This is a genomic window from Streptomyces sp. DSM 116795, from assembly GCF_055792905.1.
Genome location: NZ_CM147707.1, coordinates 4900934 through 4925329 on the forward strand (window position 1 = coordinate 4900934; position 24396 = coordinate 4925329).

At 70.6% G+C, this 24396-nt stretch carries 25 protein-coding genes; 13 read left to right on the forward strand and 12 right to left on the reverse strand.

The window, feature by feature from the left end:
* Window position 1 precedes the first annotated feature (1 nt).
* The 6 genes from ACSMXX_RS21090 to ACSMXX_RS21115 all read left to right on the forward strand — a co-directional run bounded on the left by ACSMXX_RS21090 (window position 2) and on the right by ACSMXX_RS21115 (window position 8619).
* A complete protein-coding gene (locus tag ACSMXX_RS21090) occupies window positions 2-1810 on the forward strand; it encodes a beta-N-acetylhexosaminidase (RefSeq protein WP_473180263.1) in 1809 nt (602 codons plus the stop codon).
* Between the two features lie 371 nt (window positions 1811-2181).
* Entirely contained in the window at window positions 2182-3042 is an 861-nt protein-coding gene (locus tag ACSMXX_RS21095) for an FAD binding domain-containing protein (protein WP_473180264.1), read from the forward strand.
* Entirely contained in the window at window positions 3039-5150 is a 2112-nt protein-coding gene (locus ACSMXX_RS21100; RefSeq protein WP_473180265.1) for a (2Fe-2S)-binding protein, read from the forward strand. The genes ACSMXX_RS21095 and ACSMXX_RS21100 overlap by 4 nt, the downstream gene beginning before the upstream one ends.
* 286 nt (window positions 5151-5436) lie before the next feature.
* Window positions 5437-7770 (forward strand): xanthine dehydrogenase family protein molybdopterin-binding subunit, encoded by a 2334-nt coding sequence (locus tag ACSMXX_RS21105; RefSeq protein WP_473180266.1) that lies wholly within the window; start codon window positions 5437-5439, stop codon window positions 7768-7770.
* A 7-nt stretch (window positions 7771-7777) separates the two neighbouring features.
* Window positions 7778-8101 (forward strand): hypothetical protein, encoded by a 324-nt coding sequence (locus ACSMXX_RS21110; RefSeq protein WP_473180267.1) that lies wholly within the window; start codon window positions 7778-7780, stop codon window positions 8099-8101.
* Window positions 8102-8130: 29 nt separating this feature from the next.
* Complete coding sequence (locus ACSMXX_RS21115; RefSeq protein WP_473180268.1) at window positions 8131-8619, forward strand: GNAT family N-acetyltransferase; 489 nt, start codon at window positions 8131-8133, stop codon at window positions 8617-8619.
* Window positions 8620-8720: 101 nt separating this feature from the next.
* Here the strand turns inward: ACSMXX_RS21115 and ACSMXX_RS21120 are convergent, their stop codons facing one another.
* Both ACSMXX_RS21120 and ACSMXX_RS21125 read right to left on the reverse strand, forming a co-directional pair.
* A complete protein-coding gene (locus tag ACSMXX_RS21120; RefSeq protein ID WP_473180269.1) occupies window positions 8721-9875 on the reverse strand; it encodes a S8 family peptidase in 1155 nt (384 codons plus the stop codon).
* Window positions 9875-10804 carry a hypothetical protein gene (locus ACSMXX_RS21125; RefSeq protein ID WP_473180270.1) on the reverse strand — a complete coding sequence of 310 codons (930 nt, stop codon included), beginning with the start codon at window positions 10802-10804 and terminating at the stop codon, window positions 9875-9877. The genes ACSMXX_RS21120 and ACSMXX_RS21125 overlap by 1 nt, the downstream gene beginning before the upstream one ends.
* 630 nt (window positions 10805-11434) lie before the next feature.
* On the opposite strand from ACSMXX_RS21125, the gene ACSMXX_RS21130 reads away from it, so the two are divergent.
* The 3 genes from ACSMXX_RS21130 to ACSMXX_RS21140 all read left to right on the forward strand — a co-directional run bounded on the left by ACSMXX_RS21130 (window position 11435) and on the right by ACSMXX_RS21140 (window position 14585).
* Window positions 11435-11755 (forward strand): hypothetical protein, encoded by a 321-nt coding sequence (locus ACSMXX_RS21130; RefSeq protein WP_473184888.1) that lies wholly within the window; start codon window positions 11435-11437, stop codon window positions 11753-11755.
* 21 nt (window positions 11756-11776) lie between these two features.
* A complete protein-coding gene (locus ACSMXX_RS21135) occupies window positions 11777-13195 on the forward strand; it encodes a hypothetical protein (RefSeq protein ID WP_473180271.1) in 1419 nt (472 codons plus the stop codon).
* 88 nt (window positions 13196-13283) lie between these two features.
* Window positions 13284-14585, forward strand: a complete 1302-nt coding sequence (locus ACSMXX_RS21140; RefSeq protein WP_473180272.1) for a S8 family serine peptidase — start codon at window positions 13284-13286, stop codon at window positions 14583-14585.
* A gap of 385 nt (window positions 14586-14970) precedes the next feature.
* Here ACSMXX_RS21140 and ACSMXX_RS21145 read toward each other — a convergent pair whose 3' ends face one another.
* Both ACSMXX_RS21145 and ACSMXX_RS21150 read right to left on the reverse strand, forming a co-directional pair.
* Complete coding sequence (locus ACSMXX_RS21145; protein WP_473180273.1) at window positions 14971-15471, reverse strand: putative T7SS-secreted protein; 501 nt, start codon at window positions 15469-15471, stop codon at window positions 14971-14973.
* A gap of 8 nt (window positions 15472-15479) precedes the next feature.
* Complete coding sequence (locus ACSMXX_RS21150) at window positions 15480-15692, reverse strand: hypothetical protein (RefSeq protein WP_473180274.1); 213 nt, start codon at window positions 15690-15692, stop codon at window positions 15480-15482.
* Window positions 15693-15994: 302 nt separating this feature from the next.
* On the opposite strand from ACSMXX_RS21150, the gene ACSMXX_RS21155 reads away from it, so the two are divergent.
* Window positions 15995-16774 carry a hypothetical protein gene (locus ACSMXX_RS21155; RefSeq protein ID WP_473180275.1) on the forward strand — a complete coding sequence of 260 codons (780 nt, stop codon included), beginning with the start codon at window positions 15995-15997 and terminating at the stop codon, window positions 16772-16774.
* A gap of 42 nt (window positions 16775-16816) precedes the next feature.
* Here the strand turns inward: ACSMXX_RS21155 and ACSMXX_RS21160 are convergent, their stop codons facing one another.
* From ACSMXX_RS21160 to ACSMXX_RS21185, 6 genes are all read right to left on the reverse strand, one after another.
* Window positions 16817-17338 carry a DUF1203 domain-containing protein gene (locus ACSMXX_RS21160; RefSeq protein ID WP_473180276.1) on the reverse strand — a complete coding sequence of 174 codons (522 nt, stop codon included), beginning with the start codon at window positions 17336-17338 and terminating at the stop codon, window positions 16817-16819.
* Window positions 17339-17429: 91 nt separating this feature from the next.
* Complete coding sequence (locus ACSMXX_RS21165) at window positions 17430-17567, reverse strand: hypothetical protein (RefSeq protein WP_473180277.1); 138 nt, start codon at window positions 17565-17567, stop codon at window positions 17430-17432.
* 131 nt (window positions 17568-17698) lie between these two features.
* Window positions 17699-18277 (reverse strand): GNAT family N-acetyltransferase, encoded by a 579-nt coding sequence (locus ACSMXX_RS21170; protein ID WP_473180278.1) that lies wholly within the window; start codon window positions 18275-18277, stop codon window positions 17699-17701.
* Between the two features lie 23 nt (window positions 18278-18300).
* Entirely contained in the window at window positions 18301-18768 is a 468-nt protein-coding gene (locus ACSMXX_RS21175) for an NUDIX hydrolase (protein ID WP_473180279.1), read from the reverse strand.
* Between the two features lie 57 nt (window positions 18769-18825).
* On the reverse strand, window positions 18826-19521 hold the full coding sequence (locus tag ACSMXX_RS21180) for an HAD family hydrolase (RefSeq protein WP_473180280.1): 696 nt from the start codon (window positions 19519-19521) through the stop codon (window positions 18826-18828).
* Window positions 19522-19697: 176 nt separating this feature from the next.
* Window positions 19698-20249, reverse strand: coding sequence for a YceI family protein (locus ACSMXX_RS21185; protein WP_473180281.1), 552 nt, complete (start codon window positions 20247-20249; stop codon window positions 19698-19700).
* A gap of 225 nt (window positions 20250-20474) precedes the next feature.
* Here ACSMXX_RS21185 and ACSMXX_RS21190 point away from each other — a divergent pair, with 225 nt between their 5' ends.
* Window positions 20475-20957: an acyl-CoA thioesterase gene (locus tag ACSMXX_RS21190; protein ID WP_473180282.1), complete on the forward strand. Its 483-nt coding sequence runs from the start codon at window positions 20475-20477 to the stop codon at window positions 20955-20957.
* A 221-nt stretch (window positions 20958-21178) separates the two neighbouring features.
* Here the strand turns inward: ACSMXX_RS21190 and ACSMXX_RS21195 are convergent, their stop codons facing one another.
* The gene (locus ACSMXX_RS21195) at window positions 21179-22051 is read right to left on the reverse strand and encodes a fumarylacetoacetate hydrolase family protein (RefSeq protein ID WP_473180283.1); all 873 of its coding nucleotides are present in this window, start codon (window positions 22049-22051) and stop codon (window positions 21179-21181) included.
* Between the two features lie 373 nt (window positions 22052-22424).
* Here ACSMXX_RS21195 and ACSMXX_RS21200 point away from each other — a divergent pair, with 373 nt between their 5' ends.
* Both ACSMXX_RS21200 and ACSMXX_RS21205 read left to right on the forward strand, forming a co-directional pair.
* Window positions 22425-23144, forward strand: a complete 720-nt coding sequence (locus tag ACSMXX_RS21200) for a DUF2975 domain-containing protein (protein ID WP_473180284.1) — start codon at window positions 22425-22427, stop codon at window positions 23142-23144.
* Between the two features lies 1 nt (window position 23145).
* Entirely contained in the window at window positions 23146-23388 is a 243-nt protein-coding gene (locus tag ACSMXX_RS21205) for a helix-turn-helix domain-containing protein (RefSeq protein ID WP_473180285.1), read from the forward strand.
* Between the two features lie 90 nt (window positions 23389-23478).
* Here the strand turns inward: ACSMXX_RS21205 and ACSMXX_RS21210 are convergent, their stop codons facing one another.
* A complete protein-coding gene (locus tag ACSMXX_RS21210; RefSeq protein ID WP_473180286.1) occupies window positions 23479-24354 on the reverse strand; it encodes an alpha/beta fold hydrolase in 876 nt (291 codons plus the stop codon).
* Between the last annotated feature and the right edge of the window lie 42 nt (window positions 24355-24396).

Consider the following 24396-nt stretch of genomic DNA (forward strand, 5'->3'; position numbering starts at 1 on the left):
CGTGCCGTACCGGAATCTCGTCCCCGCGCCCCGTTCCGTGACCCCCGAACAGGGCGGTGACGGGCGGGACTTCGTCCTCGGCCCGGCCAGCGTGCTCGTCGCGGGCCCCGGTACGGAGGACACCGCACGCTGGCTGCGCGGCACGATCAGCCCCGCCACGGGGCTGGCGCTGCCGCCGGGCGGTCCGGGCGGAAGCGCTCAAGACACTGCCGACGGCGGTGCGCTCGTGCTTCGAACGGACGCGGACGTCGCCGCCCGGCTCGGCCCGGAGGGCTACGTACTGCGGGCGTCCGCCGGGACCCTGCGTATCACCGGAGGTGCACCCGCCGGGGTCTTCTGGGGCGCGCAGACGCTGCGGCAGCTGCTCGGGCCCACCGCCTTCCGGCGGGCGGACACGGCACGGGACGGCGGGAGCAGGCGTGTCCCCGCCGTACACATCGAGGACGGTCCGCGCTTCGCCTGGCGCGGCCATCTGCTCGACGTCGCACGGCACTTCACCCCCAAGGACGGCGTGCTGCGCACCCTCGACCTGCTCGCCGCGCACAAGCTCAACGTCCTCCATCTGCACCTCACCGACGACCAGGGCTGGCGCGTCGAGATCCGACACCGGCCCCGGCTGACCGAGGTGGGCGGCACCCGCGCACGCACCCGCGTCGGGCACGGAGGCCGCCGGCCGGGGACGGCGCCGCTGTGGGACGAGCGGGCGCACGGCGGCTGGTACAGCCAGGACGACCTGCGGGAGATCGTCGCGTACGCCGCCGACCGGCACATCACCGTCGTCCCCGAGATCGACGTCCCCGGCCATTCGCAGGCCGCGATCGCCGCGTACCCGGAACTCGGCAACACCGACGCCGTCGACACCGCCGCGCTGGAGGTGTGGACCGACTGGGGCGTAAGCCCCAACGTCCTGGCGCCGTGCGAGCACGTGCTGCGCTTCTACGAGGGCGTACTGGAGGAGCTCCTGGAGATCTTCCCCTCCCGCTTCATCCACCTCGGCGGCGACGAGTGCCCCAAGGACCAGTGGCGCGCCTCGGCGTCGGCGCAGGCGCGCATGCGTGAACTGGGCCTGACCGACGAGTCGGGGCTGCAGGCGTGGTTCGCCCAGCACTTCGACCGCTGGCTCGCGGCTCGCGGCCGACGCCTCATCGGCTGGGACGAGATCCTGGAGGGGGGCCCGAGCCTCACCGCGGGCGCGGCGGTGTCCTCCTGGCGCGGCCGGCCCGGAGGCGTCGCCGCCGCACGCGCCGGACACGACGTGGTGATGTGCCCGGAGCAGCAGGTGTATCTGGACCACCGGCAGGACGGCGGGGCGATGGAACCGGTGCCGCTCGGATACGTACGCACCCTGCGTGACGTCCACCGTTTCGAGCCCGTTCCGGGGGAGTTGGCGGGAACGCCGCAGGAGCGGCATGTACTGGGCGCCCAGGCCAACATGTGGACCGAGTGCACCGAGAACCAGCAGCGCGTCGACTACCAGACCTTCCCGCGTCTCGCCGCCTTCGCCGAGGCCGTCTGGTCGCCGCTGCCCGCCCCCGTGCGGAGGGACTTCGCGGACTTCGAACGCCGCATGACGGACGCGCACTACGCACGTCTGGAGGCGATGGGTGTGGCCTTCCGGCCGCCCGGCGGCCCGCGTCCGTGGCAGCGTCGCCCGGGCATCCTGGGACGGCCGCTCGACGGTCCGGCGGAGGAGCCGTCCGACGTGCGGCGGGCGGCGTCCGAGGGGTTCGGGGAGAGGCAGGCGACGGGGCCCGCGGACGGGCCGGAAGCCGGCCCGCCGGACAGCGCTGTGGCCGGGCCCGGCGGCTAGCCATGGCCGGCCGCCGCGGCGGCGGTATCCGCGTAACCGCAGGGGACCGGCGTGCTCCGTAGCACGAAAGTCCGCACGGGTTCGTTGATCGGCACAAGAGTCACCGAGAGTGGCAATTCGTCGCTTGCCCGTGTGAGCTGGGGATTACGGGCCCGCGTTCCGGACAGGGGACGAGGGTGATGACAGCTGACGGAACAGCCCATACCGGGCCCCCGGTCCGACTGCCCGCCGAGATGTGCCAGAGTTGCCTCGTCCGGCCCGTGAGCACGTACCGTACGGGCACGGCAGCCGGGTCGACCGGGGAAGGGGCGGCTGGATTGAGCACGCAAGCACAGCATGAACAACATGCGCCACAGGCTGTGCCGTCGGTCATGCTGCCCACCACACTCGACGAGGCCGTGGCCGCGCTCTCCGCCGTGCCCGCGGCGGTGCCCGTGGCCGGCGGCACCGACCTGATGGCGGGCGTGAACGCCGGTCATCTCCGCCCCGCCGCGCTCGTCGGACTCGGGCGGATCAGCGAGATCCGCGGCTGGCAGTACCTGGACGGGGAGGCGCTCCTCGGCGCCGGCCTCACCCACGCCCGCATGGGACGTCCCGACTTCTCCGCCCTCATCCCGGCGCTCGCGGCAGGCGCCCGCGCCGCCGGACCGCCCCAGATCCGTAACGCCGGCACGCTCGGTGGCAACGTCGTCAGCGCCCACCCGACCGGCGACACCCTGCCGGTGCTGGCGGCCCTGGAGGCCACGCTCGTCGTCGCGGGCCCCGAGGGCGCACGGCGCGAGATCCCGGTGAGCCATCTCCTCGCGAGCGTCGACATGCTGCGGCCCAGCGAGGTCGTCGGGCACGTGCGGGTTCCGCTTCTGCACGCGCCGCAGACCTTCCTGAAGGCCACGGGGCGTACCGGCCCCGGCCGCGCCATGGCCTCGGTCGCCGTCGTGCTCGACCCGGTGCGGCGCGGAGTGCGCTGCGCGGTCGGTGCGGTCGCGCCGATGCCGCTGCGTCCGCTGGAGGCGGAGCGCTGGATCGCGTCGCTGATCGACTGGGACGGACAGCGCGGTCTCGCCCCCGAGGCCCTCGCCGCCTTCGGCGACTACGTCGCCATGGCGTGCATCCCCGACCCCGCTCCGGCAGAGGAGGGCGGTGAGGCTCCCGCACTTCCGCCCGCGGCCTTCCACTTGCGGCGTACGGTGGCAACACTGGCCCGCCGAGGACTCGGGAGGGCGCTCGCATGAGCAACGGCAGCCCGCACGACCCCAACGCGCCGGGCGAGGGGTACGGACACGGGCAGGGGCACCACGGACAGGCGTACGCGGACGGTTACGGCGGCTACGGCTCCGAGTACGCCGAGTACGGCGACGAGGGCGGTTACGGCACCGAGGGCGGTTACGGCACCGAGTACGGCGAGTACGGCGAGTACGGCGACTACGGACAGCAGGCGCAGCACCCGCAGCAGCAGCCGGGGCCGCCGCAGCCGTACCCGTCGTATCCGCAGGACGGCTCGTACCCGCAGGAAGGCTGGGGCGGCGAGTCCGACCAGGACGCCACCGCCTTCGTCCAGCTGCCCGCCGGTCCGCTGCCGCCTCCCGGTGCGGGAGTCGAGGCCTGGGGCCCGCTGGCCGCACCCGGCACGGGTCAGGGCGGCTACACGCCGCCGCCGCTGGACCCGGCGGAGGTCGCCGGGCAGCAGGCGTCCGGGCAGCCCGCGGCGCCCCCAGCCGCGGGCGGTCCGGAATCCGCCGGGCAGTGGGCGATGCCGTTCGGCGAGGGGACCGGGGCCGGTGGCCCGCTCTCACACGACCCGTCCTTGCACGGTCAGCAGTACGAGCAGCAGTTCGCACCGCAGCAGGACCAACAGCCCGGCGCGGCCCCGGCGTTCGGCGACCCCGGAGGAGCCGGTCAGGGTGCCGCCGCGGCGCTCGCCGGCTCGCACGAGGCGCGTACGCAGCGGCGGCCCCTCGGCACGGGCGGCGGCGTCACGCCGGACGAAGCGGAACCGATAGGACCCGGCTCGCAGTTCACCGGTCCCGCGGCGCCGCAGCAGGGCTCCGCGGGCTCCGTACAGCATCAGCAGGACATCGCAGGGGGTGAGCACTTCGCCGAGGCGCACGCGCGCCGGCAGGTGCCCTTCGACGGTCACTTCGACGGTCGTGAGGCCGTTCCCGGCTCCGCCGCCGAGGCGGGGACCGTACCGGGGGAGGCGACGGGAACCGCTCCGGGGGATACGGCGACCGCGTACGCATCGCAGCCGCAGCAGGGGAGCGAAGCGGCTCACTCCCGCGGCACTTCGGACGACACGCGCTCGGGCGGCGGCACGGACGACCCGGACGATCCGGACGGCACCGAGGCACGGCCCGCGATGGGGACGGTGCGCTCGGGACTCCCGTTCACGCCTTCGTCCGGCACCGGCATCGTGACGAACGCCGCCGGCACGGACGCCCCGGCCGGGGTTGACGGGCAGCGCGACCAGGGCCCGGACGTGGGCCCGGGCGCGGATCCGAACTCGCCCGCTGCGGGCGGCGGTTGGGCCCAGCCGCCGGCACCGGCGGAGCCCGAGCCCGAGGCCGCGCCCGGGCACGCGCCCGCGGCCTCACAGGCACCGGCACCCGAATCCACTCGCGCGCCCGCGCCCTCCACCGCCCGGCAGACGGCGACCGGGGAACCGGCCACCGACGACGAGGTCTCCGAGGAACGGCCGGTCGAACTCGCCCCCGAACTCGGCGGCGAACACCCGCACGTCTCCTACGTCCTCCACGTCAACGGCATCGACCGGCCCGTCACCGACGCCTGGATCGGCGAATCCCTCCTCTACGTCCTCCGGGAGCGCCTCGGGCTCGCCGGGGCCAAGGACGGCTGCTCGCAGGGCGAGTGCGGCGCCTGTTCCGTGCAGGTCGACGGCCGGCTCGTCGCCTCCTGCCTCGTCCCCGCGGCGACGGCGGCGGGCAGCGAGATCCGTACGGTCGAGGGCCTGGCCGCCGACGGTGTGCCCTCCGACGTGCAGCGTGCGCTCACCGAGTCGGGAGCCGTGCAGTGCGGCTTCTGCGTGCCCGGCCTCGCGATGACGGTGCACGACCTGCTGGAGGGCAACCACGCGCCCAGTGAACTGGAGGCCCGCAAGGCCATCAGCGGCAACCTGTGCCGCTGCTCCGGCTACCGCGGTGTGCTCGACGCCGTCCGTGACGTCGTCGCCGAACGTGCCGAGCAGGCCGCGCGTGAGGAGGCGGAGGCAGAGGCCGAAGCGGAGGCGTACGAGCAGGAGTTGGCCGACGCCTCGGCGCGCATCCCCCACCAGGCGGGTCCGGGCGCGGGCGGCGCGCACTTCCCGGGAGGAGGCGGCGTATGAGGCTCGGGGATTCCCCGGCGGCCCGGCCTCACGGTCGCCGCGTACGGGGGGAGCGGAGCGGGCAGGGCTGCGTACGGCGTCCCGGCGTTCGGCGACCCGGCGTACCGGAGGCGGGCGTGCGGCATCGCGGGGCAGCACCAGGACAGGGCGCACGGCGAGACGGCGTGCAGCGAGACGGCGTGCAGCGAGACGGCGTACAGCGACACCGCGCACAGCGACACGGCGTACAAGGGCGAGGCGTACAGGAGCACCGCGTGCAGGGACGACGCGGAAAGGCAGCAGCGGCATGACCAGCACGGCCGACGGCCCCGGCGCCGTCACAGCGACCCCCGCCCAGGGCACACCGCTCCCGCCCGACTCCGCCGACGGCGGCCCCGTCACGCACGGGATCGGCGCGTCGCTTCCCTCGACCGACGCACCCGCCAAAGCCGAAGGCACCTTTCCCTACGCGGCCGACCTGTGGGCCGAGGGCCTGCTGTGGGCGGCGGTCCTGCGCGCGCCGCACCCGCACGCCCGCATCGTCTCCATCGACACCGCGGCGGCGGCCGCGCTGACCGGGGTGCACGCCGTCGTCACCCACGAGGATGTGCCCGGCGACGCCGGCCACGGACGCAAGGTCGCCGACCAGCCCGCCTTCGCCCGCGACGTCGTGCGCTACTACGGCGAGCCGGTCGCCGCCGTCGCCGCCGACCACCCCGACACGGCGCGGCTGGCGGCCGCGGCGATCAACGTCGAGTACGAGCCGCTGGACGCCGTCACCGACCCGGAGAAGTCCTTCGAGGCCGAACCGCTGCATCCCGACGGCAACTTGATCCGTCACATCCCGCTGCGCTTCGGCGACCAGGACATCACGGGCGACGTCGTCGTCGACGGCCTGTACCGCATCGGCCGCCAGGACCCCGCACCCATCGGCGCCGAGGCCGGGCTCGCAGTGCCCCGCCCCGACGGCGGTGTGGAGATCTACACCGCCTCCACCGACCCGCACACCGACCGCGACCTGGCCGCCGCCTGCTTCGGCTTGCCGCCCGAGCAGGTCAAGGTCGTCGTCACGGGTGTGCCGGGCGCGATGGGCGACCGCGAAGACACCGGTCTGCAGGTGCCGTTGGGGCTGCTGGCGATGAAGACGGGCAGCCCCGTGAAGATCGCCGCCACCCGCGAGGAGTCCTTCCTCGGACACGCCCACCGCCACCCCACTCTGCTGCGCTACCGCCATCACGCGGACAGCGAGGGCCGGTTGGTCAAGGTCGAGGCGCAGATCCTCCTCGACGCGGGCGCCTACGCGGACACCACCGCCGACGCGCTCGCCGCCGCGGTCTCCTTCGCCGCGGGCCCGTACGTGGTGCCGCACGCGACGATCGACGGCTGGGCCGTACGTACGAACAACCCGCCGTCCGGCCATGTGCGCGGCGAGGGCGCGATGCAGGTGTGCGCGGCGTACGAAGGCCAAATGGACAAGCTGGCCGCGCAGTTGCGCATGGACCCCGCCGACCTGCGCATGCGCAACGTCATGGCGACCGGTGATCTGCTGCCCACCGGCCAGACCGTCACCTGCCCGGCGCCCGTGGCCGAACTGCTGAGCGCCGTACGGGAAGCGCCACTGCCCGCGTTGCCGAAGGACAGCCCCGAGCGCGACTGGCTGCTGCCCGGCGGGCCCGAGGGCGCGGGCGAACCGGGCGCGGTGCGGCGCGGCGTCGGCTACGCGCTCGGCATGGTGCACATGCTCGGCGCGGAGGGCACCGACGAGGTCTCCACGGCCACGGTGAAGGTCAACGGGCCGGTGGCGACGGTGATGTGCGCCGCCGTCGAGACGGGGCAGGGCTTCACGACGCTCGCCCGCCAGATCGTGCAGGAGACGCTGGGCATCGACGAGGTGTACGTCGCACCCGTCGACACCGACCAGCCGGCGGCGGGTGCCGGCTCGCACAGCAGACACACCTGGGTGTCGGGCGGCGCGGTCGAGCGGGCGGCGAAGATGGTGCGTACGCAGCTGCTGCAGCCCCTGGCTGCAAAGTTCGGGATGTCGACCGAGCTGCTGACCATCGCCGACGGGAAGATCACCTCCTACGACGGGGTGCTCTCGACGACCGTCGTCGAGGCGCTGGAGGACAAGGAGTTGTGGGCCACCGCCCAGTGCCGTCCGCACCCGACGGAGGCGCTGGACGAGACCGGGCAGGGCGACGCCTTCGTGGGGCTGGCCTTCGCCGCCGTACGCTCCGTGGTGGACGTCGACGTCGAACTCGGCTCGATCCGGGTGGTGGAGATGGCCATCGCCCAGGACGTGGGGCGCGTGCTGAACCCGCGGCAGCTCAACGCCCGTATCGAGGCGGGCATCACCCAGGGCGTCGGCGCGGCCCTCACCGAGCACCTCCGCATCAACCGCGGCGTCGTGCGCCAGCCGGACTTCACGGGTTACGCGCTGCCGACCGCACTGGACGCCCCGGACATCCGCATCGTCCAACTCATCGAGGAACAGGACGTGGTGGCCCCCTTCGGCGCCAAGGCAGCCTCGGCGGTTCCGGTGGTCACCTCCCCGGCGGCGGTCGCGGCGGCGGTGCGCGCGGCGACGGGCATGCCGGTCAACCGGCTCCCGATCAGGCCGCAGACGGCTGTGGGGGGTTGAGGGGTCGGTGGGGGGAACGAACCCGGAACTTCCCGACCTGGAGCGGCAGTCGGGCACTCCGGCGCAGGAACTGGCCGAGCAGCAGGCCGGCCTGTTCCGCATCATTCTGTTCGGTCTCGCCGTCCTTGTGCCGTTGCTCCTCGTCTCCATTTCGATCATGACCGGGCTGCGTATCTGGCTCACGCTGCCGTATCTCCTGTGCAGCTATGCGGGGCTGTGCGCTGTCGTGCTCGGTTGGCGGCGGGACAGTCGGCGGCTTGTCAACCGAGGGGTTGTGGGGGTTGCGGTGTCCTTCGCGGCCTGCATGGTGACGCTTGCTCTCCTGAAATAGGGGATCGGGCCGGGAGGGGAGGAGTCCCCATGGACTGGGTCATCAAGCCCGAACCCGTGAGTGGTGCGGGCATCGACGAAGCGATCACGGCGTACTTCGCCGAGATCGGTGAACGGGTGCTGGGCCGGCCGCCCACGGAGGCGGAGCTGCGCAAGGCCCTTCAGACAGATCCGCACGACGAACTCGGCCCACCGCACGGCGTGTTCCTGGTCGCTCGCAGCGATGAGGGCGAGCTGCTGGGATACGCAGGCGTGCGGCTCCTGAGCGGACGCGATGCGACGGCAGAGCTGAAGCGGATGTATGTGCTCCCGGCGGGACGCCGCACCGGCCTCGGCCTGGCGCTGCTGTCGGCCGCCGAGACGTCGGCACGGGAGTTGGGCGCCCACCGGATCGTCCTTGAGACCAACACCGCGCTCACAGAGGCCCGCACCATGTACACAGCACAGGGCTACGAAGAGACCGCGCCGTACAACGGAAAGGGCGCGGCGGAGCACTGGTACGCCAAGGCGCTGAGCTAGCGGCCCTCGTTGACGTAGAAAGTTGCAGCATATTGGAGATCGACAGCCGCAACTGAGCGTCCCATCCGTTGAGTTCTTCCTCCGCGGCCTCCAGGCCGCGCCTATCCGCCGGGAAGCGCGCGACGGCGGGAGCGGCGGATGATGAGGATGCCGGTCGTCAGTACGCCGGCGCCCAGAAGAACGGCGACGGCAGTGGCGACGATGTCCTCGGTGTGGGCGGGCACGTCCTTGGTGGGGGTGGTGCCGTCGGGGGCCGCCAGGTGTTCCTTCCCCTCGTGGTCGAGAGGCCCGGCTTGCGCCTTGGGCGGGCTGGCGGCGGCCTTGACTGCGGCGGCGGCGTTGACCGGGCCGTGGCCGACAAGGTCGTTGCGGCCGCCGGAAGGATGCCGGGCGGTTTGGGTGAGGGTCGTGCGTACCTGGGCAGGGGTGAGGTCCCCGTTGGCGGAGAGCATCAGCGCCACCACTCCGGAGGCGAGGGCGGTGGCGGGGGAGGTGCCGGAGACCTTGTAGTAGCCGCCGGTGTTCTTCGCGCTGGGGATGCTTACGCCGGGCGCAGCCAGCGCGACGTAGCTGTGAACGGTGGAGAACGGAGCCCGTGAGCCGGTCTTGTCTGTGGCGGCGATGGCCATCACCGACGGGTAACCGCCGGGATACTCCGCGTCGTTGTCCTCGTTGCCCCCGTTGCCGGCCGCTGCGAGGACGGGCACGCCCTGCTGCGCGGCGCGGCCCAGCGCGTCGGCTTCCGAGGGTTCGTAGTGGCTGAGGGCTTCTCCTTCCCCGCCGAGGGACATGGAGATCACGTCAGCGCCGTGCTTGAGGGCGTAATCGATGCCCTTGGCGACCCAGGTGCGTTTCGCTTTCGCTCCGCGGTCCGAAAGGTCATCGTTGCTTTCGTCGTCGCTGGTTACCCGCACGGAGAGGATCTTGGCGCGGGGGGCGACCTTGAGGACGTCGGAGGCCATGGCGGTCCCGTGCTCTCCCCATAGCGGGTCGCCCGGGCGGTGGCCGTCCTTCATGTAGTCGGGGCCGGCGGCCACCCGGCCCTTGAGCGCGGGGTGGTCAGATCTGACACCGCTGTCCAGGACGGCAACGGTGATCCCGGCGCCCTGACCCTGGCTGGCGGACCGGGCGGCGTCCAGGCTCATCGCCCTGGCCTCCCAGCCACTGGGTGTTGCGGCCTGGGCCGGGAACGCGGCGGACAGGGTCAACACACAGCCGAGCGCCGTGCCCACGGTCGTGCGCAGGAGTCGGGACATCAGGTATCTCCCAGGCTCTTATTTAGGTGGTCGCTGAGGGCGGTGGCCAGATTGGCGGCGGCCGCCGACCACGGCTGGCGGTCGAAGCGAGCGTTGTATCTCTCGGACCACGGGGCAGGCAGACGCCCTGCCAGATGTCCGTCGGCGGCACCAGTTGTCACGGCCACGCCGTAGGGCATGGAGCCGCCGACCTCTTGCCCGCCCATGCCGTTGCGCTGCCGGTCGCTCCACTCGGCAGCGATCGTGCCGCGCACCGGATAGGCGTGCACCCCCGGCTTGAAGCCGCGGGGGCTGTCCAAACCTTCTAGGAATTCGGCCAGTTTGTCGGAGCCCTCGTCGGTGCTGACGATCAGCGCCACCGTCGCAAGGACGTTGCCGCTGGGATCCGCGTAGGTAGCGCGGGGCGCTGCCTTGCAGCCCGCCCGTTGGGCAGCTTGCGCGGTGGCGCTGCCGAGCGCCTCGGTACAGCCGGTGCCCGGCGCGATACCCAGGCGCTGCCACTGCCCGCGCTTGGGGTCGCTCGGCGGGCCGGAGGCCTCGCCGTCCGAGTGGATGTAGCTCTTGGAGGCCGCGAGCGTCCTGGGGAAGACCTTGTCAGCCGGCTCGTTGCGCCACAGCACCCGCCCGTACGCCTGGCTGTTGTCGGTCTGCTCGCTCGTTCCCGCGTAGACGTAGAAGCCGAGGGCCACGCCCGCGATGAGGATCAGGGAGCCGAAGATGCATACGCCGGTGCCGATCCAGCCCAGCAGCCGCCGGTCGGTGTGGTCTCCGCCTGGCTGCGGGGGTGTCCCCCACGGGGCTTGCTGCGTGGGCGTCCCCCACGGCGCTTGTTGGGGAGGTGGTCCCCACGGCGCCTGCTGCGGGGGTACTTGGGGCGTGGGTGGCGGGGCGCTGCTGCCTCCCGGTGCTCCCGGCGGCGGATAGGACATGTGTCCGTCGGCTCCTCGGTCCTCAACGGCCCGCCGGTGGCGGGCGCGTGGCGGCGGGGCCATGCCGCGGCACGCCCCCCGTACGTGCGTGCTCGACTATACGGTCCGGCACAGGAAGGCAAGCGGCAGGTGGTGTGGGGACAGCGAGGGTGACGGCGCCGTCCAGGTTCGTGTCCTGAACAGGTTCTTCTTCGGTAGCGGTAGTGCCAAGTTGTTGGGCTGGAGATGCGTCGTCACCCGGCACCGAGGAGAGAGGCGCATGTGCGACCGCATCACGATCTCGTATCGCTGACCATTCCCAACTCACCTTCGATGTGCGAAACTTACCCCTTTTGCTCCCTCGGGCCCGGAGTCCGCTTCCGTGCCCCGGCGCTGGTACGCGCAGTGTGCAGGCAGAACTGTCCGCAGGGCCGGATTCCGCGCCCGCCGGTGTGGCTGGAGTTACCGGGGTGGTGATCGGCTGTCAGTAGCTGTTACTAGGGTGTACCTGAAACGCACGTGCGGCATCATGGTGACGACTGCCCTGGTGCCGGGCAGACCGGGACTGCTGTAGGTACGCGTTCGGCGTCCACGGGCGGACGCGGAGACGCATGACGGAGAAGGAACGGGGAGGGCGCAGCCGTGGGTGAGATGCGAGTTGACCTCAGTGAACTCGAGGAGACCGTACGCAAGCTCAATCGCGTGATGAGCGCCATGGGCGACTCGGTGACGAAGAGTAAGTACAACACGTTCCTTCCCGGCGGGGCGCTCGGCGCAGGCTTCGCCGAGCAGACCGACCTCCACGGTGCGCAGGAGAAGATGAAGTCCCACATCGAGGACATCGTCACGTACTTGAACGGAGTCATCGAGGACTTCGGGTCCAATACCAAGAAGGCGCACGGCAAGTACCAGAACGCCGAGCATGACGCGAAGTACGGCATGGACGGCGGCCGTTCAGGGTCCGGGAACTAACGGTCAGGGGGCGAGGACGACATGGGTGACGAGGCTGGGCTCAGCACTTTCACCGACAGCAACATGTGCTTTCCGGGCGAGGTCAAGACCGCGTTCGCAACAGCCGAAGACATCGACTCGATGAAGGCCATGCTCGCCGGGGCCAGGCCGGATCAGGTCCTCGACGTTGCCGATGGGTGGATGGCCGTCCACGATCACCTGGTGAGTGGTGGCGGCAGCATCAAGAGCGACTTCGACAAGGCCGTCGATCACGTGCTGCAGCACTGGGAAGGCGAGTCGGCTGACGAGTTCGCCAAGGAGGCGAGGAAGGTCAGCAAGTCGATCACCGACTGCTCCACGTACGCCAGCCGCATGTCCACTGTGATGCGTAACGTCGGCCAGCAGTTGAGCGACATCAAGCCCAAGGTCGACGCGATCGAGAAGCCGGGCACTGTGGGCAGCGCCATGGACAAGATCGGTGACGGCTTCTCTCGCGACGACAACAAGTGGAGGGGCGAGATCAGCGGCAACCAGGGTGCACAGAAGGCCCTGGACAGCCACGGCGGCGACCTCTCGGCGGGCAAGGAAGAGCAACTCAAGACCGCCGCGCTGATGGAAACCCTGGCGCTCACATACACGTCGCAGGCGCAGACGATGGGGTCCTGGAACAGGAAGCCGCCGCCCTGGAATAGGCACGAGGATCGTGGGGACTATCCTGGCGAGCCCGGCGGAGTGGCGCCCGTACCCCTGGCGGTGACTCCCGATGGGGGCGGGCCGGGGGCAGCAGGCCCTGGCGCGTCCCGGGCTGGTAGCCCGGTCGGGAAGAGCGCCCCGAAGTCGACCTCGCCAGGCGCAGCAGGCACACCAGCCGCAGCAACGAAGGTGGACGGCATTTCGGGGGGCACTGCGACAGGTCCTCGCCCTGGCGGTTCGCAGGGAGTGCCCACGGGCGGTGTTACCGGCGGCGGGCCCGCTGCAGGTGCAGGCGGCGGTGCGGGCGGTGTTCCTGGCGGCCCGGGCTATGTCGGCCAGGCATCTGGCAACCGCGGCGTCGCTGGCACGGGAGCCGGTGCGGGCAGGGGCGTGGGCGGGCGAGTTCCCGGCGGCCTCGGCGCAGGTGCCGGTGCAGGCGGAGCGGGCGGCGCCGGAGGCAAGGGTGTAGGAGCCGCTGCCGGGCGTGGGCCGCTTGCACGCCAGAGGGGCGGCACTCTCGATACCCCTCAGCAGGGCAAGGGCGCTGCCCGGCAGGGCGGTCAGGGGCTGCACTCCAGCCGTGGCGGCAGCATGGCCGGCGAACGCGGCCGCGGCGCCAACGGCGTCATGGGTGGCGGCGTCGCGGGCAACAACGGCCGACGCAATCAGAATGAGAACAGCCAGGGAGAGCGTCCGGACTACCTTGTCGAGGACGAGGAGACCTGGATGCCCAAGCGGCGGGACGTGGCCCCGCCCACGATCGGCTGACGGAGTACCGGCACACTACGAGGTGCAGCAAGCTCAGGGGTGCGGCCTTGGCCGCACCCCTCCGCCGGAAAAAAAGAGGACTCGACAGATGGGCATCACGCGGACCTTGCGCCTCATCAGTGGCGCAGTGCTAACTGGGGCGCTGGTCATTACGTCAGCACCGAACGCCGCAGCCGATCAGGTCAGAGACGATCAATGGGTGCTGAAGTCCCTTAAAGCCGAGTCCATCTGGAAGATCACCAAGGGCGAGGGTCAAACGGTCGCAGTCATCGACGACGGCGTGAATGCAAACCACCCCGACATCAAGGGCAACGTCCTCAAAGGTAAAGACTTCATGGACGGTGGCTCCGCAGTCCCCGAGCCGGGTGACATCCACGGAACGTCCATGGCCTCAATGATTGCGGGCCATGGCCACGGCCCTGGCAATGCCAACGGTGTCATGGGCCTTGCGCCTGAAGCCAAGATCCTCCCCATCCGGGACGATGGGTCCAACGGCGGTGCCTCATCCATCCGTTACGCCGTTGACCGAGGCGCGTCGGTCATCAATATCTCCCAGGGAAGGGCCGCCTCGTCCAAGGCGGAAGCAGAAGCCGTCGCGTACGCGCTCAAGAAGAATGTCCTGGTTGTGGCGGCACCGGGAAACTCGGCGGGTCCCGTCGAGTATCCGGCAGCCTATCCGGGGGCCGTGGCTGTAACTGCTGTTGGGGAAAGCGGTACTTTGTGGCCCAAGTCCAGCCATGGACCCCGAACCATGCTCAGTGCTCCCGGTGTCGAGATCGTCAGCGCTGGCGGATCAAGTAGCCAGAATGGCTACGGCCAAGGAAGTGGAACTTCTGACTCCGCAGCGTATGTCTCTGCCGCTGCCGCGCTCCTCAAAGCGAAGTACCCCGATCTGACCCCGGGTCAGATCGTCAATCGCTTGACCAAGACTGCCCAGATGCCCGCTTCCGAAAAGGGCGCAAAGCTGCCGGACGAGAAGTACGGCTATGGCTCCATCCGCCCGCTGGCGGCGCTTCAGGAGGACATCCCCAAGGGCTCCAAGTACGGGCCGCTCTCCGTCCCGCAGTCCCTCAAGCAGGACGAGAGGGTCGCAGAGAAGGTCGCAGAGAAGGAGCAGGAGTCGAAGGCCCTGCAGGAGCAGGCTGACCAGGAATTCGTCATCCTGTGGATCATCACAGGCGTGATTGGGCTTCTCTTCGTCGGCGGCATCGTCCTCACGATCGTCCTCGTGCGGCGCCGCAAGAGGAACCGCAACAACGGCCCCGGCGGCCCAGGAGCCCCGGGTGGCTACCCGCCCGCCCAGGCTCCTGGCTACGGGCAGCCCCCGCAGCAACAGGGGCCGTACGCCCCGCAGCCGACGGCGCCGCCTCAGCAGCCGCCGTACAACTGATCGGGCTTCCTGCCCCGCTGCGGCGGTATGGCCAAAGTCGTCGACGTTCAGGGCTCAGCGGAGCGTGTTTGCGAGGTTCTGCCCCTGCGCTCGCTGGGGAGTGGCCTTGCCCTTGGTGGCGTTCAGGCGTCCGCAGCGAGCAGGTTAGCGAAGTGCTCCCGGAAGGATTCCCTGGGATGCATGGAGAGAGTGGCCCAGGAGCCGTCCGGAAAGCCGAACTCGAAGTCTCCTCGACCCAGCAGGGGGTGCTCGCGCAGCGAGATGAGTTGGGACAGTGGGCAGGACCAGCCCAGCGCCGTGGTGTCTCACCACTTGAACTGACTGCCCCGCTGGCGCTGCACATACACGACCCGGGGTGCATGGCCGGTTAGCGCGAGAAATGTCGTCACGCCAGTCTTGGAGCGGCTGAACCGCGCCGAGTAGTTGACCTGCGCTGCTTGTCCGGTGGATGGTTCTCGGAGGCCTTCAGGATGGCCCGTTCGGCCTCACCGGCCCGGTTCTTCCAGTTCGCGAGGATCTTCTCGCCCTCGCGAATGAGCTGCTCGAGACGGTCGTTTGCCCGGTCGGCAGCCTGCCGGGCGCTGTCCATCTGAGCGTTGACCTGCTTGGCCTGTTCGACCGGCATCACCTTGCCCGCGTACTTCTGCGACAGGGCGTAGTATTCGGCGTCTTCCCGTTCGGCTTGCTTGCGCGCTTCCACGGCGTCCGACTCCGTGCGCTCAGCGCGCTGCTGAAATTCCTGCAGCTTCCCATGCCACGTGCGCAGCGCCTTGGCGCAGTCGTGCATGGAATCGGTGCCCTGCTTAAGGTACTTGGGAAGTTCCCCGAGCTTCTTGGTGAATCTCTCCGCGGCTTCGCCCTCCCAGACGCCTCCTCGTTCGCCCACCGACTTGATCAGGTTGTCCAGCTCTTGGAGTTCTTTTCCTCGCCCGCCTTGTAGGCGTCGACGGTCGTCTGGAGGTGGTCCTTGATGTCCTTGGCGCTGCCCTCGATGCGCGTGATGCCGTCCTCCCACTCGGACTGGAAGGTGTCGCATGCCTCGTCAAGGCCGTCGGTGCCGAGTGTCTTGGGGCCGACCTTCTTCAGACGGGTCCGCGCCTGCTGCATCCGCTCGGTAGACTCGCCGAGTTTGTCCACCTTTTTTTCGACGCGCGGGATGTTTATCCGGAACTCTCCACTCACCATTTGCTCTGCCCGTTGTTGCCGTCGGTGTGGTCGAGGCTTGCTCGTGACGCTACATGAAGGAGTTTGAAGAGGGTCAAGGGCCCTTGGCGCCTGGGCCACTGACGTTAGGGCCGGAAGTCGGAGACCCGCTGTGTCGGGCGCCGCCTCCCCTCTGCATGAACAGGCCGCGGCCGCTGTTACGTTGCCGTTCGTCGATGATGCGCACGGCATTGGGGGACCGGATCATGAGTGGAAACGTCGCGCTGCGACGCGCCGAAGTTCCAGCCGAGGAAGGGAAGTCGGGGAACAAGGCCGCTGCGGGCCGGAAGTCGGCGCCGGCCGAAGATGGCCGGGCCCGGTACGAGATCGTGGGGGCGCCCCTGGAGGCCGAGGGCCACCGGGTCCACCTCGACCGCGAACTGCCGCCCGGCGGAGGCGAGGAGTACAAGGCGGCCCGCAAGCGTGGCGTGCGCTCCTTCGCGATCTGGACGGACCCGTACCGGCGGCACCTGTGGGCTCGTGTCGTCACGGCCTCCGCAGGCGAGGGGGAGCCCATGCGCTACGAGGTGTACGGCGGGACGGGGGAGTTCGTCGGAAGCGCGACCCGTGAGCGGAGTTTCACCGGCGGGCACATCCGCACCCGCTGGACCGCGGAGGAGGCGGGCGGGCCTACCGCCGTGGGTTACAAGGGCCGGTGGTTCTGGTGGTGCGTGTGGTGGTTGATCTTCCCGGTGCAGTGCGTGATCGCGGTGGGGAGCATCATCGGAGGCGGTGACGTGTTCCGGATGCCCCGGCGGATCGGCTACCGCAGCGGCGGGGCCCGGGTGCTGGACTACGGGAGCGGTCTGGACGACCACTTCCATCTGACCGCGAAGACGGGGGACTGGGACCCGCGGATGCTCGCCGCGCTCACGGCACTGCACTGCAGCCACGACGGGATCATGGGCGAACCGTGGGACAAGGGCCCCCTGAGCAAGGAGGAATCCGCAGCGGCGGCCGGCCATCCGTCCGCCGCCGACGCGTAGTGCGACCGGGTCCGCCGGCGGCACTCTAGGCGTGCCCTTGCCCTACGGCCTCCGTACCTCGAACTGGAAGCAGCCGTACTCCAGGGCTCGTACGTGCACCAGGGCCACTTCCGGCAAGGCGAACGCCGCCCCCAAGGCTTGGTCGAATCCGGGCTCGGCGTCCTGGGGGATCTCGAAGAGGCTGCCGCCGACGATGTGGCAGGCGGCGTTGTAGCGGCGGATGGTGCGCAGAGCCCCCGGCCGGGCGAAGGGATAGCCCGGGGCGTCGTCCGGAGGGCCTTGGCATTCCTCGGCGTGCACGAACACCGGGCCCGACTCGTCGTAGGCACCGGGCTCGGCGCCGGTCGCCGCCGCCCAGCGCCGCAGAGGCGCGTACGACACGAGCGCGACGCGCTCACCGGGCTCGATGGCGCGCAGGCAGCAACGCAGCGGACTGCCCACGCAGTTGAGCGGCATGCCGTCCTCCGGCGCTGTGTACGGGCGCATGGGGTGCCCTGCGTCGTCCGTGTGCCGGAGTTCCTTGAGAGCGGAGGCAGGGATGGGAAGGGGTGTGTATGCAGTCATGGGGCCAGCTTGGGCCGCTGCGCTTGCGGCCTGCTGGCGGCAATCCGACCTAAGGGTCTAGGTCGCAAGCGGAGAGCTTCCGGAGCTCTCCCTATCGTGTGAGCAGCTGATAGACGAACCCGCAGAGGACGACGAGCCCCACGACGGAGTAGACGATCGTCTTCCGTCGTCGGTCCCTTGCCGCACCCTCCGGGGTGTCTCGCTCGGAGGCCAGGACGCGACGCAGCATGGCGCGGCGCTCCTTCGGGGAGGCCGATTGCCAGTGTCGCTGCATTTCCTCGCGGGTGAGTGGGGTCTGCTGCGGCTCGTCCATGGACGACAGGCTAGGTCGTCGGGCGCCGGGCCGGGTCGGGGGTGCCGTCACCCGGGGTCGCTTGCCTGCCCCCTGTGCCGTCGTCGCCACTCCGGCGCGAGGACCGACCAGATCTCCCTGTCGACCCGCTTGCCCCTGTGCGGGAAGCTTTCGCGCAGCACGCCCTCCTTCGTCATGCCGAGGCGGCGGGCCACGGCGATGCTGGGTGCGTTCTCCGCCGAGACCATCCATTCGACGCGATGGATGCCGCGCTCTTCGACCGCCCAGTCGATGATCACGCACGAGGCCCTGGTGACCAGGCCCTTGCCCACTGCCGCCGGTTCCAGCCAACAGCCCGCCTCGGCGGTGCCGTTGGGGACGTCCATCGTCCGGAACAACACTCCGCCGACCAGCGTGCCGTCCGCCGTCCAGATGCCGTGGATCCTTCCGGCGTCGGCCGCGGCCTTGTCCGCGTACGACTGCAGGAACGAACGGCTCGACTCCAAATCGGTGACGGCGTCCGCCAGTCCGATGTGCTGCCCGATGAACTCCCGGCCCCGGTCCATGTGCGCCAGGAACTCCTCCGCCTGCCACGGTTCGAGCGGGCGCAGTTCGGCGCCGTCGTCGCCCAGGGATACTGCGTACATTCGTCCCGCTCCTCCACGGTCGGTCAGTGTGAGTCGGCGCCCGTACGTGCGCCGAACAGCGCCAGCGTCTGCGGGAGTTGGGAGTGGTGGGGGCGGGGCAGGTCGTCCGGTGGGAACCAGTCGAGGGCGTCGAACTTGTGCGGCTCGCCGATCTCGGCCCGGGCGGGGTCGACTTGGACGGCGAAGACGAGCGCGACCCAGTGTGAGACGGGCCGGCCGCGCAGGATGTTCCGTACGCCGAGGGTCTCGATCGTGAGCGGAGTCGCCCCGTACTCCTCGCGGACCTCGCGGGTGACGGCCTCCTCGAAGGTCTCGCCGTGTTCGAGGGCGCCCGCGCCGGTGTCCCACGTACCCGGCTCGTCCCGCGCGCCCGCGCTGCGACGAGCCAGCAGAATGCGGCCCGCGCCATCGTGGCAGACGAAGACGCAGGAGACGGTCGGCGCCGTCAGCGCACGGTCACGGGGAGACGCGGGTGGCGGTGCAGCGTTCATCGTCGTCGTTTCCCTTCGCTGACTCGCTCGCTCGCCCTCGGACCCTCGGTCTGCCGCTCAGAAGTGGTTCGTCAGCTCGCGGAAGCTCTGCAGATGCAGGACCTGGGCGTCGGCGTGGTCGAGTTCGCTGTGTTCCAGGACCCAGGTGTGCGGGTTGGGTATGAAGACGGCGTTCATGCCGGCCTGGCGTGCGGGGAGGATGTCCGACTTGGGGGAGTTGCCGATCATCCAGCTCGTGGCGGGCGTGAGGCCGTGCATCTCGGTGAACCGGCGGTACGTGGCGTGGTTCTTCTCCGGGACGATGCCGATCTCCCGGAAATGATGGGCCAGTTGAGACATGTCGATCTTGCGCTGCTGCTCGTCCGGGTCGCCCTTGGTGAGCAGCAGAAGGTCGTGGCGGTCGCCGAGCGCGGTGAGCGTGTCGGCCACTCCCGGGATCAGCTCCACCTGCTGGTCGATGAGCGCCGCGGCCAGCTCCTTGATCTCGTCGTGCTCCTGGGCCGTGGCGGGCCTGCGGCGCAGCCGCTCCACGCAGTCGGCGAGGCTGCGCAGGAGCGACTGGGTGCCGTAGCCGTGCGTGACGGTGTTCGCCGCCTCGATGTCGTCGAGTACGGCGCGGAGTTGGAGTCTGTCGAGGGTGGGATGCGCCAGCCAGTCGAGGAAGTCCTCGATGACGCGCTCGAAGAGGACGTTGTTCTCCCACAGGGTGTCGTCGGCGTCGAAGACGAGCGCCTGACGGTCGTGCCTGAACAACCTGGAACCTCCCGGGCCGCGTACGTCGCAGCTGGGACGTTAGCCGCGGCGGGTTGGGGCCTGCCAGGGGTTTTCAGGCACGGGCCGGTGGAGGGCGGCGGCGTAGCGGATGAAGGCCGTCCACCGGTTCGGCGGGACGCCCAGCGGTGCGTGTGGAGGACCGGGCTCCGGCGGTCTCAGGCGAGGGTGCCGAGGTCGAACTCAACGTGGACCTCGTCCGCCAGCCGCAGGGCGCCGGCGAGCGCCGAGTACGGCTTGATGCCCCACGTGCTCTGTACGACCGTCGCGGCGCCGTGCACGCGACCGTCGGCGTCCCGGCGTGCCTCGACGGTGATGGGACGAGTCGTTCCCATGATCGTGAGATCCCCGGTCACGGTGAAGGACTCCGGGCTGCCGGCGACCCCTGTCGATGTGAAGGTGATGGTGGGGTATTCGGCGGGGCGAAGGATCTTGTTCCGTATCGTCTGCTTGATGTCCGCCCGGTCGGCGTCCGTGAGCGCCTTCAGCCCGCCGACTCCCTCCAGGACCTCCAGGGAATCGACCTCGGCGGTGACGGCCACCGACGACCGTCCGGGATCGGCGGCGTCGACCTCGATGTCCCCGGACCATCGGGTGACTTCGATCGTCAGGTCGTGACCGGCCTTGCGACCCAGCCCCGTGCGGGTCGTCTTGAACCTCAAGTGCCCTGTTCCCGAGCCGACCCGGTATGTCCCACTGACAGGCTGCATGCGGTCAACATACGTCCGTCGGCGGTGGTGTCCAGCGCTCTGGTCACGCCGATGACAATTCCTGCGGCATCAGGCACCGGCAGCGCCGGCTCCAGGAGCGGCCCGCTGCCCGCCCAGTCCCTCCACAAGGTCCCTGAAGTCCTCGCGTCTGTCGTGCTCGCGCCGGTTAACGTTGACTAACGTGCTGAGCCCGGTACGGAGAGCCGAGCGAGGGAGACGACACACATGGCCGCCGACGCCGTTGAGACCGCCGACACCGTTGAGACCGCCGACGCCGCCGGCTGGGACGTGATGTACCGCGGGACGGTCTATCCCTGGCACTGCGACCAGATGGGCCACATGAACGTGATGTGGTACGTCGGGAAGTTCGACGAGGCCACCTGGCAGCTCTTCGCGAGCTTCGGCGTCACCCCCGGCTATCTGCGCAACAGCGGCCGCGGCCTGGTCGCCGTCGACCAACGGATCTCCTATCAGCGGGAGTTGCTGGCCGGGGACATCGTTGTGGTGCGCTCCGCGCTGCTGGAGGTGCGGGAGAAGGTGATCCGCTTCTGCCACCGGATGGAGAACGCGGCGACGGGCGAGGTGGCGGCGATCACGGTGCTGACGGGAGTCCACTTCGACACGGAGGCGCGGCGCTCCTGCCCGCTCCCGGACGAGGTGGCGGAGCGCGCGAGGGCGCTCGTGAGCGACTTCGACCCCGGGATCTGATCCTGGGAGCCGGACGGGGTCGCGTCACCGGCCGGGGCCGGCCGATCCTTCCCCCCCTCCGGAGCCACTCGTCCTCCCGAGCCACTCGTCGCATACCTCCTGGACGTCCTTCCGTCGCCGCACCCTGCGCACTCGCCGTCGCCGCGTCTCCGGGGCGAGGTCCGTGGCCCAGCGGCGCACACGGTCCGCGGCGAGCGCAGCCGACGACCCATCCGGCGGGGTCAAGGGGCGGCCCGCCGTGCGATGTTGTCCAGCCGGCCGATGCCGCTGATCTCGGTGACGAGGCGCGAGCCCTCGGTGAGATAGCGCGGCGGCTTCTGCGCGTGGCCGACGCCGCCGGGTGTGCCCGTGGCGATGACGTCGCCGGGGCGGAGGGTGAGGACGGTCGAGATGTAGCGGACCAACTCGACCGGGCTGAAGACCAGATCGGACGTGTCGGCCTTCTGCATCGTCTCGTCGTCCACCGAGCAGGTCATCGTCAGCGCGGGCGCGGTGCCGCCCGGCAGCTCGTCCGGCGTCACCAGAACAGGTCCGAGGGGTGTGGTGTTCTCGAAGGTCTTGCCTTGCAGCCACTGCTCGGTGCGGTACTGCCAGTCGCGCATGGTGACGTCGTTGAGGACGGTGAATCCCGCGATCGCGCGCTCGGCCTCCACGGCGTCGGCCCGTCGCACCGCGGCTCCGATGACGACGGCCAACTCGGCTTCCCAGTCGGTCTGTTCGGACTCCTCGGCGAGTTCGACGCGGTCGCGGGGACCTATGAGCGCGTCCGCGTACTTGGCGAACAGGGTGGGGTGTCCGGGCAGTTCGCGGCCCGTTTCGAGGATGTGGCTGCGGTGGTTGAGGCCGATGCAGATCACCTTGCCGGGGCGGCGCACCACGGGGGCGAGGTCGGCGGTGCCGAGAGGGTGCGCGGCGGCGCCGGTACTGGCCGCGGCGCCGGAGGGCGGTGCGGCGGTGGCCGCGGTGTCCAGCCAGCCCTCCTCTGCGAGGAGTTCACCGACGTCGGCGAATCCGAGCCCGGTGCAGGTGCCGTCGTCTGCGACGCGTACGGCTTCGGTGCGGCGGTCGGCGGTGCGGACCGATGCGAGCTTCAACGGACAGTTCCTTTCCTGTGGTTGCGTTCTTGAGCGGTGGCGTCCGGGGGTGCCGTCCGGCGGTGCCATTCGGCGGTGCCGCCAAAGGGTGCGTACTGCGAGGTGTTTCTACGGGTGCCCTACTGCGGGGTGTTTGCTACCGGGTGCCTTCCGTGAGGGTGCGGCGCTGGTACGAGCGAGGCCGGCGACGCAACATCCGTGTACGGGGCGGTCAGCCGACCGGTACGGTCGCACGGTTCTCGGGTTATCGCTTGCCGATAACATCGACAAACGATAAGTTGCCGAGCCTGCGCCGCTGCTCCGCCGGCGCCGCCCCCGCCGACCGACCAAGCTGCGCGCGTTCGCCGTCGCGGCCCGAGCCGAGGACCCCGCCATGGGCATAGCCGACAGAATGGGCATCAGGAAGCCGCGTCGTTTCGCAAGCACCGGCGTCATCCGTCTGCTGGCCGGTGTGGTGCTGTTCCTGGGCGTGTTCTCGGCGGGAGGCGGTGTGGCGTACGCCGTGAACGGGGCAACTCAGGCGCAGGCGCAGGTGACCGTCCGGGTCGAGGCGCGCACCACGGACGGTTTGACGGTGCCGGCCCCGGGGCGCGGCGCATCGCAGGTCCCGCTCGCGGACAGCCCCGGCGAGGACGGGATCCGGCTGGACGTCCCGGGCACCGAGCGGGGCAACTGGCTTGAGGCGGACGCGGGTTCCCTGAAGCTGCGTTCGTGGGGGTCCACCGTCGCCGAGCAGCTGCTGAGCCGGGCGGACGTCGCTCTGCTCGGTCTCAGCCTCGGCGCGGGGGCCTTGCTGCTGCGCAGGCTGTTGCTGTCCATCGCGGAGGGCGAGCCGTTCCGTAGCGGCAACGCCACCAGGGTCGCGGGCATCGCGGCACTGACCGCGGTCGGGTCGTACAGTGCGGCTGTGACCCCCTCTCTCGCGGCCGGGCTCGTACTCGAACGGCTCGGACTGGACGGCGCCGGCAGCCCGTTGACGACCACCTTCACGACCCCTGCGGGTTCCACGCTGATCGCCTTGCTGCTCCTCGCCCTGGCGGAGGCGTTCCGCAGGGGCACCGAACTGGCCCGGGACGCAGACGGGTTGGTCTGACATGGCGGTCCCCGCGGATCAGCATCGCGTCGCCTGCGACCTCGACAAGCTGCTCGCTGAGCGAAGCATGACGCTCACCGAGCTGGCAGAGCGGGTGGGAGTGACCCTGGTCAATCTGTCGGTGCTCAAGAACGGACGCGCCAAGGCGGTCCGGTTCTCCACGCTGACGGCCATCTGCGACGTGCTGGAATGCACCCCCGGCGATCTGCTCACCGTGCTCCCGCTGGACGCGGAGGAGAGATGAGGCCGGCAGCGTGACCGGCGGCGACCGACGACAACGCCGCGAGGCGCGGTGCCGGGGCACGCGAGCCCAGCAAGTTCCAAACGAGCGGCCCTACGTCTCCTCCCGGAGGAAGTCCTGGAGTAGGCGCGTGAGGGAGCCCGGGGAGTCGACCCAGGGGTAGTGGCCCGTGCCCTTGAGGGTGTGGAGGCGGGCGTTCGGGAAGGACTCGGCGACCGCCTCGCCGGCGCGCATGCCCGTGACCGCGTCGAGGTCGCCGGTGACGACGAGGACGGGGGCTTCGACGCGGTGGAGCGCGTCCAGTACGGAGCGGCGTGACGCTTCGTCGACGCCCTGCCAGAAGCCCGCCCGCGGGACGGGGTTGAGCTGGTCGCCCTCGGCGGCCGCGTGGGCGCGCTGCGGCGCCTCCCAGCGCGCGTAGGCCATGCGAGCGGCGCGGTGGAGCAGTGTGCGGATCTCGTCGAAGTCGGTTGCCTGCTCCAGGAGTTGGACGGCGGTGTGCGCCTCCGCCCACCATTCGCCCTCCTCCGCACGGGAGTTGAAGATGTCCCGTGCGTCGTCGGGGAGTTCGCCCTGGAGGCGGGAGCCGGGGTTGAGCAGCACCAGGTGCGTGAGGCGGCCCGGGTGCGCGGCCGCGTACGTCTGTGCCGTTGCCGCCGCGGCGTCGTGTGCGAGGAGCGCGAAACGGTCGAGGCCGAGGTGGCGGCGGAGCGCCTCGACATCCTCCGCGAGGCGCGGGAAGGCGTACTCGTCCGGGTCGGCCGCGGCCGGTGAATGGCCGGTGCCGCGGGCATCGGGCACGACGAGCTGCCGGTACGCGCCGAGACCGCCGAGGTCGCCCAGGTAGGCCGCGTCGCGGGCCGGACCGCCGGCGAGACACACCACGGGCGGCCGTTCCCGGCCGGGGGGAGAGGCGCCCAGGAGGCGGTAGCCGAGCCTGGCGCCGTCGTACGAGGAGAAGTGCGGCATACCCCTCAGCGTGCCCCAAGGAGGGGCGCGCAGCCGTCACCG

Coding starts and splice junctions, on each gene's coding strand:
- ACSMXX_RS21095 (WP_473180264.1), top strand. CDS start 2,182: ATGCTGCCCACCACACTCGACGAGGCCGTGGCCGCGCTCTCCGCCGTG.
- ACSMXX_RS21100 (WP_473180265.1), top strand. CDS start 3,039: ATGAGCAACGGCAGCCCGCACGACCCCAACGCGCCGGGCGAGGGGTAC.
- ACSMXX_RS21105 (WP_473180266.1), top strand. CDS start 5,437: ATGACCAGCACGGCCGACGGCCCCGGCGCCGTCACAGCGACCCCCGCC.
- ACSMXX_RS21115 (WP_473180268.1), top strand. CDS start 8,131: ATGGACTGGGTCATCAAGCCCGAACCCGTGAGTGGTGCGGGCATCGAC.
- ACSMXX_RS21120 (WP_473180269.1), bottom strand. CDS start 9,875: ATGTCCCGACTCCTGCGCACGACCGTGGGCACGGCGCTCGGCTGTGTG.
- ACSMXX_RS21125 (WP_473180270.1), bottom strand. CDS start 10,804: ATGTCCTATCCGCCGCCGGGAGCACCGGGAGGCAGCAGCGCCCCGCCA.
- ACSMXX_RS21130 (WP_473184888.1), top strand. CDS start 11,435: ATGCGAGTTGACCTCAGTGAACTCGAGGAGACCGTACGCAAGCTCAAT.
- ACSMXX_RS21135 (WP_473180271.1), top strand. CDS start 11,777: ATGGGTGACGAGGCTGGGCTCAGCACTTTCACCGACAGCAACATGTGC.
- ACSMXX_RS21140 (WP_473180272.1), top strand. CDS start 13,284: ATGGGCATCACGCGGACCTTGCGCCTCATCAGTGGCGCAGTGCTAACT.
- ACSMXX_RS21150 (WP_473180274.1), bottom strand. CDS start 15,692: ATGCAGCAGGCGCGGACCCGTCTGAAGAAGGTCGGCCCCAAGACACTC.
- ACSMXX_RS21155 (WP_473180275.1), top strand. CDS start 15,995: ATGAGTGGAAACGTCGCGCTGCGACGCGCCGAAGTTCCAGCCGAGGAA.
- ACSMXX_RS21160 (WP_473180276.1), bottom strand. CDS start 17,338: ATGACTGCATACACACCCCTTCCCATCCCTGCCTCCGCTCTCAAGGAA.
- ACSMXX_RS21165 (WP_473180277.1), bottom strand. CDS start 17,567: ATGCTGCGTCGCGTCCTGGCCTCCGAGCGAGACACCCCGGAGGGTGCG.
- ACSMXX_RS21170 (WP_473180278.1), bottom strand. CDS start 18,277: ATGTACGCAGTATCCCTGGGCGACGACGGCGCCGAACTGCGCCCGCTC.
- ACSMXX_RS21175 (WP_473180279.1), bottom strand. CDS start 18,768: ATGAACGCTGCACCGCCACCCGCGTCTCCCCGTGACCGTGCGCTGACG.
- ACSMXX_RS21185 (WP_473180281.1), bottom strand. CDS start 20,249: ATGCAGCCTGTCAGTGGGACATACCGGGTCGGCTCGGGAACAGGGCAC.
- ACSMXX_RS21190 (WP_473180282.1), top strand. CDS start 20,475: ATGGCCGCCGACGCCGTTGAGACCGCCGACACCGTTGAGACCGCCGAC.
- ACSMXX_RS21200 (WP_473180284.1), top strand. CDS start 22,425: ATGGGCATAGCCGACAGAATGGGCATCAGGAAGCCGCGTCGTTTCGCA.
- ACSMXX_RS21205 (WP_473180285.1), top strand. CDS start 23,146: ATGGCGGTCCCCGCGGATCAGCATCGCGTCGCCTGCGACCTCGACAAG.
- ACSMXX_RS21210 (WP_473180286.1), bottom strand. CDS start 24,354: ATGCCGCACTTCTCCTCGTACGACGGCGCCAGGCTCGGCTACCGCCTC.